The following is a 10,495-nucleotide window of genomic DNA, read 5'->3' on the forward strand; positions in this document are numbered from 1 at the left end:
ACCCCGCCCGGGTGGTCGCCTCCGCCGACCTCGTCAGCAAGGAACTGGGCTGGCAGGCCCGCCACGACGTGCGCGCGATGATCACCTCCGCCTGGGCCGGCTGGTGCCGGCGCCACCCCGAGGCGGCCGCCGGGCGGGGCTGAGCCGTATGGAGCCGCCCGCCCCGCCACACCTGCTGATCGTCGACGCCGCCAACGTCGTCGGGTCCGTACCCGACGGCTGGTGGCGGGACCGGCACGGCGCCACCGAGCGGCTGCGCGACCGGCTGGCGCCGCTGGCCGAGTCCGGCCTGCCGGAGCGGCCGGGGCCGCTTGAGGTCGTGCTGGTGGTCGAGGGCGCGGCCCGCCGGGTGGCCTCGGCGCCGCCGGTGCGCACCGAGGCGGCCGACGGCAGCGGCGACGACCTGATCGTGCGGCTGGTCGCCGAGGCGGCGCCGGACCGGCCGGTGCTGGTCGTCACCGCCGACCGGGAGCTGAGACGCCGGGTCACCGAGCTGGGCGCGGACGTCACCGGCCCCCGCGCCGTACGGTGACGGCCGGCCCCCGCGCCGTACGGTGACAGCCGGCCCCCGCGCCACGGCCACGGCAGCCGCGCCACGGCCACGGCAGGCGCCCGGGGGGGCTCAGCGCCCGCCCTTGTGGACCCACACGACGGCGCCGTCGACCACCGCCGCCCGCTCGTACTCGGCCGTCAGCAGGCGCTTCAGCCGCGGCATCCGACCGGGCCGGTACGGCTTGCCCCGCGAGTCGTCCACGATGACCCGGGGCCGCTCGGCCAGTTCCTCCAGCAGCGTCGGCCAGGACCCCGGCATGCCGTACCGCTCCCCCACCATGGGGCCGTCCCGGCCGCCGCTGTAGTTGGTGAGCAGCCCGGCCGTCAGATAGCGGGAGGCCGGCATGCGGTCGGCGAGCCAGTACTGCTCGGGGTTCATGCCCCACAGCAGCACCTTCTCGTCCGGGGCGGTCCGCTCCCGCACGGCCTGGGCGACCCGCAGCGAGTGGTCGAGGTCGGGTCGCGCGGTGTGCGCGGCCCAGGCGGTGAAGCCGGTGCAGACCACCACGGAGCACACGACGGCGACCCGCAGCCACTCGGTGCTCAGGAGTTGCAGCGCGCCGGCCGCGAGCAGCGCCAGCGGCGGCAGCAGTTGCAGGTAGTAGTGGCCGAAGAAGTGGAAGCCGGTCACCACGCCGAGGGCGGAGGCGGTCAGCCAGACCCACAGGTCGGGGGTGAGGACGCCACGGCGGTCGACCCTGCGGCGCAGCACCACGGCGATCGGCAGCAGCAGCCCGGCGCAGCCGGCGGCGAAGAGCGCGGTGTTGGCCAACGCCCTGCCGAGTATGTGCAGTTCGGAGCCGGCGAAGGCCGCGTAGGAGGAGGAGCCGGTGACCATCCAGAACAGGCAGCGGCCGACCCCGAAGAGCAGCCCGACGGCGACCAGCGGTGCGGCGAACCCGGCCAGGGTGCGGCCCAGCGCGCCCAGTCGCCGTCCGCCGCCGCCCGGGACGTTCCGCCACAGCAGGAACAGCACCGGGAGCAGTACCGCTCCCCCGGTCTGCTTGGTCAGGAACGCGGCGGCGACCATCACCCCCGCCGCGGCCCAACGCCGCCGGTCGGCGCACCACATGGCGGCGGCGGTGAACGGCAGCATGAAGACCTCGAAGTTCGCCGCCTGGGCGTCCTCGGGGTTCAGCCCGACGGACGCCAGGACGCAGAGCACGGCGGCCGTCGCCCCGGCCCGGTCCCCCCAGCGGCGGCGGGCGATCGATGCCAGCAGCAGGGCCGTGGCGGCGACCGAGACCAGCGCGAGCAGCCGCAGCGGCCACAGCGAGTCGTCCCCGAAGACCGCGAACGCGCCCTGGTACAGCAGCGGTACAAGCGGCGGCTTGCGGTCGACGACCGTGTCGTACATCACGCCGCCGGCGGCCAGCATCCTGGCCTGCGTGGCGAGGAAGCCCTCGTCCGGGTTCCACACCGGCTGGGCGAAGGACGGCAGCCGGGTCAGCGTGGTCAGCGCGACGACAAGCGGCGTCAGCCAGAGCCAGTAGCGGCCCGGCCCGCGCCGGGTCAGGAGGCGGGCTGACCACGCCACGCGGGTGCGGGGGGTGGCACCGAACCGCCCCGACGCCGGCGGCGTCGGGGCGGTGGGCGCGGTGACCCCGCTGGGGGGCTCTGCGGTCGGCATGGTCCCAACCTATACGCGACGGGTCCGGCGCTCTTCTCCGCGGAGGGAGGCGGGCGCCGGTGCGCGGATCAGCGGCCGAGTTCGGCCTCCTCGTAGCGGCCGTCGAGGCGGGCCACCAGGCCGGTGACCTGACGTGCGATGTCCGGCGCGGTGAGACCGATCTCCGCCAGCACCTCCTTGCGGGAGGCGTGGTCCAGGAAGCGCGGCGGGATGCCGAAGTCCCGCAGCGGCAGGTCCACGTCGTTGTCCCGCAGTGCCTGCGCGACGGCGCTGCCGACACCGCCGGCGCGGCTGTTGTCCTCGACGGTGACGACCACCCGGTGGCGGGCGGCCAGCCCGGGCAGCGCCGCGTCGACGGGCTTGACCCAGCGCGGGTCGACGACGGTGGCGGAGATGCCCTGCTTGGCCAGCAGGTCGGCGACCTCCAGGCACATCGGGGCGAGCGCGCCCACCGAGACGACCAGCACGTCCGGGTCGTCCGTGCCGGCCTCGCGCAGCACGTCCATGCCGCCGACCGTGCCCACGGCCGGCACCGCCGGCCCGACGGAGCCCTTGGAGAAGCGCACCACGGTCGGCGCGTCGTCGACGGTGACCGCCTCACGCAGCTGCAGGCGCAGCTGGTCGGCGTCGCGCGGCGCGGCGAGCCGCAGCTCGGGCACGACCTGGAGGATCGACATGTCCCACATGCCGTTGTGGGACGCGCCGTCGGTGCCGGTGACACCGGCCCGGTCCAGGACGAACGTCACACCGCAGCGGTGCAGGGCGCAGTCCATCAGCACCTGGTCGAAGGCGCGGTTGAGGAACGTGGCGTACACGGCGAAGACCGGGTGCAGTCCGCCGGTGGCCAGCCCGGCGGCGGAGACCGCGCCGTGCTGCTCGGCGATGCCCACGTCGTAGACCCGCTCGGGGAACTCCTCGGCGAAGCGGTGCAGGCCCACCGGGCGCATCATGGCGGCGGTGATCGCCACCACGTCGTCGCGCTCCCGGCCGAGCTGGAGCATCTCGTCGGCGAAGACCGACGTCCAGTCGGCGCCGGAGGAGGCGACCGGCAGCCCGGTGTCGGGGTGGATGACGCCGACGGCGTGGAACTGGTCGGCCTCGTCCTGGCGGGCCGGCTGGTAGCCGCGGCCCTTCTCGGTCAGGCAGTGCACGATCACCGGGCCGCCGAAGCGCTTGGCGCGCTGCAGCGCGGACTCCACGGCGGCGATGTCGTGCCCGTCGATCGGACCGACGTACTTCAGGCCCAGGTCCTCGAACAGGCCCTGCGGGGCGACGAGGTCCTTCAGGCCCTTCTTGGCGCCGTGCAGCGTCTCGTACAGCGGCTTGCCGACAACGGGGGTGCGGTTGAGCATCTCCTTGCCGCGGGCGAGGAAGCGCTCGTAGCCGTCGGTGGTGCGCAGGGTGGCCAGGTGGTTGGCGAGGCCGCCGATGGTGGGCGCGTAGGAGCGCTCGTTGTCGTTGACGACGATCACCAGCGGGCGGTCCTTGGCGGCGGCGATGTTGTTCAGCGCCTCCCAGGCCATGCCGCCGGTCAGCGCGCCGTCGCCGATGACGGCGACCACGTGGTCGTCACGGCCGCGCAGCTCGTTGGCCTTGGCGAGGCCGTCGGCCCAGCCCAGCACCGTGGAGGCGTGGCTGTTCTCGATGACGTCGTGCTCGGACTCGGCCCGGGAGGGGTAGCCGGAGAGGCCGCCCTTGGCGCGCAGATCGCTGAAGTCCTGCCGGCCGGTGAGCAGCTTGTGCACGTACGACTGGTGGCCGGTGTCGAAGAGGACCCTGTCCTTCGGCGAGTCGAACACCCGGTGGAGGGCGATGGTCAGCTCGACGACGCCCAGGTTGGGGCCGAGGTGGCCGCCCGTCCGGGACACGGCGTCGACGAGGAAGGCGCGGATCTCCTCGGCGAGCCGGTCGAGTTGTCCGGGTCCGAGCCGGTCCAGATCCCGTGGGCCCCTGATCTGGTCAAGCAGAGTCTCCCCCCCACCTGTGGCCGTGGTGTCGGGTCGACGCGCATCGCGCGGCACCTTTGGCACTGAGCCTCCTAGCTGATAACGCTGACAACAACGCCGACACGGAAACAACCGATCCGCCGAGTCTAATGTTCGCACCGGCCCGGCGTGGCCTCGCGGGCGGGATACCCCGTGCGCGCGGGGGCGCGCACGCCGGCGCGCGACAGCGCCGGACGGGCTGGGTGTGCCAGCCCGTCCGGCGCTGAGGACCGGGGGTCCGGGGGGCTACGTACGCCCCGCCGACTTCTGCGTACGCCGCGACACCGAGTCGATCACCACGGCCGCCAGCAGCACACCACCGGTGATCATGTACTGCAGGTGCGCCGGGCTGCCCAGCAGCGCGAGCCCGTTGGCGATCGAGCCGATGACCAGCATGCCCAGCAGCGCCGACCAGACGTTGCCGCGCCCGCCGAACAGGCTCGTGCCGCCGATGACGGCGGCCGCGATGGCCTCCATGAGCAGGTTGCCTGAGCCGGCGCCCTGGTTGGCGGCGCTGATCCGGGAGGCGATCATGAGACCGCCGAAGGCGGCCATCGTGCCGGCGAGGGTGAAGACGGATATCCGGATCGCGGCCACGTTGATGCCCGCGCGGCGGGCGGCCTCGGTGCTGCCGCCCAGCGCGAAGACCTTGCGCCCGTAGCCGGTACGCCGCAGCAGCAGGTCGAACAGGACCAGGACGGCGAGGAAGACCAGCAGCGCGAGCGGCAGTCCCCGGTACTGGTTGAGGGTGTACGCGGCCGCGAAGGCGAAGACCGCCAGCACGCCCGTGCGCAGCGCGATCTCGGCCAGCGGGCGGAACGGGACCCCGGCCGCCTGCCGGCGCCGGGCGTCGAGCAGCTGGGCGCCGCCGAAGACCAGCACCGCGACCGCGGCGAGCCCGTAGGCCGCCGCCACGTCGGAGAAGTAGTGGCTGGTCAGCGTGGCGACCAGGCCCTCGTCGTCGAGGTTGATGGTGCCGGTGCTGTCGAGGACCTGGAGCATCAGACCGTTCCACGCCAGCAGACCGGCCAGCGTCACCACAAACGCCGGCACGCCGATCCTGGCGAAGAAGAAGCCGTGCACCGCGCCGGCGGCCGCACCCGTCGCGAGTGCGAGCAGCAGGGCCAGCCACTCGGCCATTCCGTTGTTCACCGCGAGGACCGCGAACACGGCTCCGGCGAGTCCGCTGACCGAGCCGACCGACAGGTCGATCTCGCCGAGCAGCAGCACAAAGACGATGCCGACCGAGATCAGGCCGGTGCCGACGATGTAGACGGAGAGGTTGCTGAGGTTCTGGGCGGACAGGAAGGCGCTGTCGAGCGACTGGAAGATCGCCCAGATGACGATCAGGCCGACGACCACCGGCACCGAGCCCAGTTCGCCGCTGCGCATCCGGCGGACGAACTCGGTGAGGTATCCCTTGAAGCCCTGTTCGCGTACCAGCAGCCGGGGGTCGACGGCGGTGACCGCGCCGGCCGCCGGGGCCGCCGTGGCGGTTTCGGCCGCCGGGGTGGAGCCGCCGTCCTCGGGCGACCTGGAGAGTTCGGTGCTCACTGCTTGCCCTCCGCCTTGCGTGCCGTGCGGCGGGTCACGGCGTTGTCCGTGGCGCCGGTGATGGCCGAGATGATCTCTTCCTGGGAGGTGCCGGCGACGTCGAAGACGCCGTTGTTGCGTCCCAGCCGCAGCACGGCCACCCGGTCGGCGACGGCCTTGACGTCGGCCATGTTGTGGCTGATGAGGATGACCGCGAGACCGCGTTCCCGCAGGCGCTCGACGAGGTCGAGCACCTGGGCGGTCTGCTCGACGCCGAGCGCGGCGGTGGGCTCGTCGAGGATGACCAGCTTGGGGTCGCCCAGCATCGAGCGGGCGATGGCGACGGTCTGCCGCTGGCCGCCGGAGAGCGAGGCGACGGGGATGCGGACGCTCGGGATGCGGATGGAGAGCGTCTGCAGCAGCTCCCGGCTGCGGCGCTCCATCTCGACCTCGTCCAGGACGCCGACGCGGTTGATCTCCCGGCCGAGGAAGAGGTTGCCGACGACGTCCAGGTTGTCGCAGAGCGCGAGGTCCTGGTAGACGGTGGCGACACCCAACTCCTGGGCGTCATGGGGGCGTTCGACCTTGGCGGGCTTGCCCTCCCAGAGGAACTCGCCCTCGTCGGCCGGGCCGACTCCGGCGATCGCCTTCACCAGGGTGGACTTGCCGGCGCCGTTGTCGCCGACCAGCGCGACGACCTCGCCGGGCCGGACCTCGAGATCGACGTCCGTGAGCGCCTGCACGGCGCCGAACCGCTTGGAGATTCCGCGCAACGCCAGCACGGGCGTAGCGGACATGGAGACCAACTCCTCGGAGATGTACGGGTTTCCGGCCGGCCGGCCCCGTGGGCGGGGTGAACCGGGGCCGGCCGGACGGAGATCGGGGAAAGAACCCGCGGGTTACTTCAGTCCGGCCTTCTCACACGCCGCGCGGTACTTGGGCGTGCAGATCTGGTTCAGCTTGTAGAGGCCGTCCTTGAGCACGGTCTCCTCGAGGTTCTCCACGGTCAGCGACACCGGCGGGATGAGGATCGCCGGAACGCCCTTGGTGGTGGCGCTGTCGATGGTGTCGTCCGCGTTCACCTTCTCGCCGCGGCCCAGCGCGATGGCCATCTCGGCGGCCGCGTCGGCCTCCGGCTTGTACGGCTTGTAGACGCTCATGAACTGCTCACCGGCGATGATGCGCTGCACACCGGCGAGTTCGGCGTCCTGCCCGGTGACCGGCGGCAGCTCCTTGAAGCCGGCGCCCTTGAGCGCGGTGATGATGCCGCCCGCCATGCCGTCGTTGGCGGAGTAGACGCCGACGACGTTGTCCTTGCCCAGCGCCGCGAGGGCGCCGTTCATGTTCTTGTTGGCCTCGCTGGGCTTCCACTCGGTCGTGTCGTACGACTTGCCGATCTTGACCTTGCCTTCGAGGACCGACAGCGCGCCCTTCTTGAACATGGCCGCGTTGGGGTCGGTCGGCGACCCGTTCATCATGACGATCTGGCCCTTGCCGGCCTTGTCGCCCAGCGCCTCCAGCAGCGCCCGGCCCTGGACGCGGCCGACCTCCTCGTTGTCGAAGGAGGTGTAGGCGGAGATCGGGCCCTCGGCGAGGCGGTCGTAGGCGACGACCGGGATGCCGGCGGCGTCGGCCTTCTTGACCGATCCGGCGATGGACTTGGAGTCCACCGCGTCGAGGATGATCACATCCACCTTCTTGGTGATCATCGAGTCCATCTGCTGCTGCTGTACCGACGCGTCCTGCTTGGCGTTCACGTAGGTCACCGTGCAGTCGGAGCACAGTTCCTTGATCTTGGCCTCGATGAGCGGCCGGTCGAAGTTCTCGTAGCGGGCGGTCTGGTCCTCCGGCAGCAGCAGGCCTATGGAGAGCGGACCGTCCTTCTTCTTCTCACCCGGACCGCTGTTCCCGCCGGCTTCCTTGGCGGTGCCGCAGGCGGCCAGCGAGACGGCCATCGCACTGGCGGCGACGACAACGGCGGTACGACGCACAGTCGCGTTCATGTCTGTTACCTCCCTGACAAGGCCGCGTCTCTGCGACCGAGGTGGCGTGAAGTCAACTCCGGCCGCTGGTTGCCGTCAAGAAGTGAATTCTTAACGAGAAGGCAACGATGCTATGCGTAAGCAACATGAACGCAGCGTGGCGGCCTTGAGAGCGTGCTCGGGAACGCCGGACAGAGCCCCGGCACCACCGGGGCCCTGGAGTTTCCCGGGCACGCGTGACCGGGCGATAGGGGGCGCGGCAAGGCGGCTCCGCCGCCCTCCGGGCAGGCCTGGCGGACACGCGGGCCGCGCCGGAGACGGCGGCTTCAGGTCTTCAAGACTGCGAACCGGTCTCGCGGGAGAACGGCGGCAGGGCAAGGGCATCTCGCGGGTTCACATGCTGAACCCGCGGCGGCACCGGGCACCCGACCGACCGTCAGAGCACCGTCAGAGCGAGGCGGGCACCGCCTCGGGCAGCGGCGACAGCAGCGGCGCGTCGCCCATCTCGTTGAGCACCAGCGCCAGCGCCCCCAGCACCTCGGCACGGCTGCCCAACGCGCCCGGCACCACCGACAGCTGCCGGGCGGCGCTGGGGATGGCGTACCGGGACACCGAGTCGCGGATCGGGTCGAGCACCAGGTCACCGGCGTCCGCGAGGTCGCCGCCCAGCACCACCCGGCTCGGGTTCAGAAGATTGCAGAGGTTGGCGACACCGCTGCCGATGTGCCGCCCGATGTCCGCCACCACCCGGCGGCAGCCCGGATCACCCTCCCGGGCGAGCGAGACGACCTGCGGCATCGTCAGGTCAGGACCGTACCCGGGGGTCAGCAGCGGCAGCACGTAGCGCGCCGCGGTGAACGTCTCCAGGCAGCCGCGGTTGCCGCAGCGGCAGACCGGGCCCGACTCGTCCAGGGTGATGTGGCCGATCTCCCCGGCCGTGCCGCCCGGCCCCCGGTACACCTGGCCGCGCATCACCAGTCCGGCGCCCACACCGCTGGCGACCTTGATGTACGCGAGGTCGGTGACGCCGCGACCGGCGCCCCACACCAGTTCGCCGAGCGCGCCGAGGTTGGCGTCGTTGTCGACATGCACCGGTGTGCCCAGCCGGGCCTGCAGCTCGTCCCGCGGGTTGGTACCCGTCCAGCCGGGAAGGATGGCCGTCGACCCGAGCACCCCGGTCTCCACGTCGATCGGCCCGGGCACGCCGAGCCCCACTCCGATGATCTTGCTGCGGCTGATCCCGGCCGACTCCAGCAGCCTCCCCACCAGCCGCTCCGCGCGGTCCAGTCCCTGCGCGGCGGACGCGTCCACGTCGATCGGCTCGGCCTGCTCGGCGAGCACCTTGTGGGCGAGGTTGCCGATCGCCACCCGCAGATGCGAGTGGCCGAAGTCGACGCCGACGACGATCCCCGCGTCCCCGGACAGCGAAACGCTCCGGGCCCGGCGCCCGCCGGCCGACGTCGGGGTGACGTCGACGGTGCCGCTCTCCTTCAGCTCGCGAACGATGTTCGACACCGTCGCCGCCGACAGGCCGGTAGTCCTCGCGATCTCCGCCTGGGTGAGCGAGCCGGCCATACGCACCGCCCTGACCACCCGTTCCAGGTTGGCCCTGTGCAGCGACGACTGCGATCCCGGTGTCTCCACCACTGGTCCACTCCCACCTAGACGTGCGGCCCGCCGTCCGCCCGTCGGCCGCGACACAACGCTGGGTGCACGGCATGCGTCCAACATATGAACCCCAAGGGGACCGTGCCGGGCTCCGTCCCGTCAACCCCTTGAGCGATTCGATGCTCAGATGCGCCCATCCTACGGATCACGAGCCCCCGCGAGATCCCCGCGACCGCTCGGGCGCCTCCCGGCGTCCACTCAGCCGGCGACAGCCCACGGCAACGGGGGAAGCAGACGAGCGGTGTGGTCAGACGTAAGGGTGTGGCGGGGATCGTCGCCGCAGCGGCGGGGCCACGGCGGGCTACGAAGTCGGCCGGCCACACGGTTTCCCGTGCAGCCGGCCGCTGGCGCCTCGTCCCCCGGGAGCGCTACTTCACCGCCCCGGCCGTCAGACCCTCCTGCACCTGGCGTTGGAAGATCACGTACACGACCAGGATCGGCACCATCGCGATGGACAGTCCCGCGAACAGCGCTCCCCAGTCGCCCTCGTAGCCCTGCGCGACGGAGAGCTCCGCGAGGCCCTGGGTCAGCAGCGCGCGGTCGGGTTGCTCGGCGTTGAGCGCCAGCGGCAGGAAGTACTGGTTCCACTGGCCGAGGAAGTTGAAGATGCCGATGCTGATCAGGCCGGGCTTGGCCATCGGCAGCATCACCTGGAAGAAGGTCCGGGTGTGGGAGGCCCCGTCGATGGTCGCGGCCTCCGCCACGCTGCCCGGCAGGGTGCGGAAGAACGCCGTCATGAAGAACGTCGTGAACGGCAGCGAGTAGGCGATGTAGACGAGGATCAGCCCGGGCCTGGTGTCCAGCAGCGACAGGTTGTCCATCACGAAGAACAGCGGGACGACGGCCAGGATGATCGGGAACATCATGCCGCCGGCGAACAGCAGGTAGACAAAGCGGTTGCCGGGGAAGGTGAACCGGGCGATCACGTAGGCCGCCATCGAGCCGAGCAGCATGGTGCCGGGCAGTGAACCCGCGAGGATGATCACCGAGTTGAGGGTGTACTGGCCGATGTTCGCCTCGGACCAGGCGTTGGCGAAGTTCTCGAAGCTCAGGGAGGAGGGCAGCCCGAACGGCTTGCCCTCGATCTCCCCCGAGCTCCGCATCGAGTTGACGACGACCCACAGCAGCGGGCCGGCGGCCATCAG

Annotated in this window: 8 protein-coding genes and 1 pseudogene; 2 read left to right on the top strand and 7 right to left on the bottom strand. The window is 71.8% G+C overall.

Annotated features, from left to right (window positions below):
* Nucleotides 1–143: pseudogene (locus GL263_RS13720) on the top strand (UDP-glucose 4-epimerase GalE); the annotation flags it as partial.
* Between the two features lie 5 nt (nucleotides 144–148).
* A complete protein-coding gene (locus GL263_RS13725; RefSeq protein WP_182855968.1) occupies nucleotides 149–532 on the top strand; it encodes a PIN domain-containing protein in 384 nt (127 codons plus the stop codon).
* 90 nt (nucleotides 533–622) lie between these two features.
* On the opposite strand, the gene GL263_RS13730 is transcribed toward GL263_RS13725, so the two are convergent.
* The 7 genes from GL263_RS13730 to GL263_RS13760 form a co-directional block, all read right to left on the bottom strand.
* Nucleotides 623–2,182, bottom strand: a complete 1,560-nt coding sequence (locus tag GL263_RS13730; RefSeq protein WP_182855969.1) for a glycosyltransferase family 39 protein — start codon at nucleotides 2,180–2,182, stop codon at nucleotides 623–625.
* Nucleotides 2,183–2,250: 68 nt separating this feature from the next.
* Nucleotides 2,251–4,149, bottom strand: coding sequence for a 1-deoxy-D-xylulose-5-phosphate synthase (gene dxs / locus GL263_RS13735; RefSeq protein ID WP_182855973.1), 1,899 nt, complete (start codon nucleotides 4,147–4,149; stop codon nucleotides 2,251–2,253).
* A gap of 264 nt (nucleotides 4,150–4,413) precedes the next feature.
* Complete coding sequence (locus GL263_RS13740) at nucleotides 4,414–5,721, bottom strand: sugar ABC transporter permease (protein ID WP_323379384.1); 1,308 nt, start codon at nucleotides 5,719–5,721, stop codon at nucleotides 4,414–4,416.
* Nucleotides 5,718–6,497 (bottom strand): ATP-binding cassette domain-containing protein, encoded by a 780-nt coding sequence (locus tag GL263_RS13745; RefSeq protein ID WP_182855970.1) that lies wholly within the window; start codon nucleotides 6,495–6,497, stop codon nucleotides 5,718–5,720. The genes GL263_RS13740 and GL263_RS13745 overlap by 4 nt, the downstream gene beginning before the upstream one ends.
* A gap of 102 nt (nucleotides 6,498–6,599) precedes the next feature.
* Nucleotides 6,600–7,703 (bottom strand): ABC transporter substrate-binding protein, encoded by a 1,104-nt coding sequence (locus tag GL263_RS13750; protein ID WP_182855971.1) that lies wholly within the window; start codon nucleotides 7,701–7,703, stop codon nucleotides 6,600–6,602.
* 426 nt (nucleotides 7,704–8,129) lie between these two features.
* Nucleotides 8,130–9,326, bottom strand: a complete 1,197-nt coding sequence (locus tag GL263_RS13755) for an ROK family transcriptional regulator (RefSeq protein WP_182855975.1) — start codon at nucleotides 9,324–9,326, stop codon at nucleotides 8,130–8,132.
* Nucleotides 9,327–9,718: 392 nt separating this feature from the next.
* Nucleotides 9,719–10,495: carbohydrate ABC transporter permease (locus tag GL263_RS13760; RefSeq protein WP_182855972.1), on the bottom strand; the 777-nt coding region annotated here is incomplete at its 5' end.

Source organism: Streptomyces durbertensis (assembly GCF_014156695.1).
Lineage (GTDB): Bacteria > Actinomycetota > Actinomycetes > Streptomycetales > Streptomycetaceae > Streptomyces > Streptomyces durbertensis.

Excerpts from the sequence above, each read along its gene's own strand:
- GL263_RS13725 (WP_182855968.1), top strand. The coding sequence starts at position 149 with ATGGAGCCGCCCGCCCCGCCACACCTGCTGATCGTCGACGCCGCCAAC.
- GL263_RS13730 (WP_182855969.1), bottom strand. The coding sequence starts at position 2,182 with ATGCCGACCGCAGAGCCCCCCAGCGGGGTCACCGCGCCCACCGCCCCG.
- GL263_RS13745 (WP_182855970.1), bottom strand. The coding sequence starts at position 6,497 with ATGTCCGCTACGCCCGTGCTGGCGTTGCGCGGAATCTCCAAGCGGTTC.
- GL263_RS13750 (WP_182855971.1), bottom strand. The coding sequence starts at position 7,703 with ATGAACGCGACTGTGCGTCGTACCGCCGTTGTCGTCGCCGCCAGTGCG.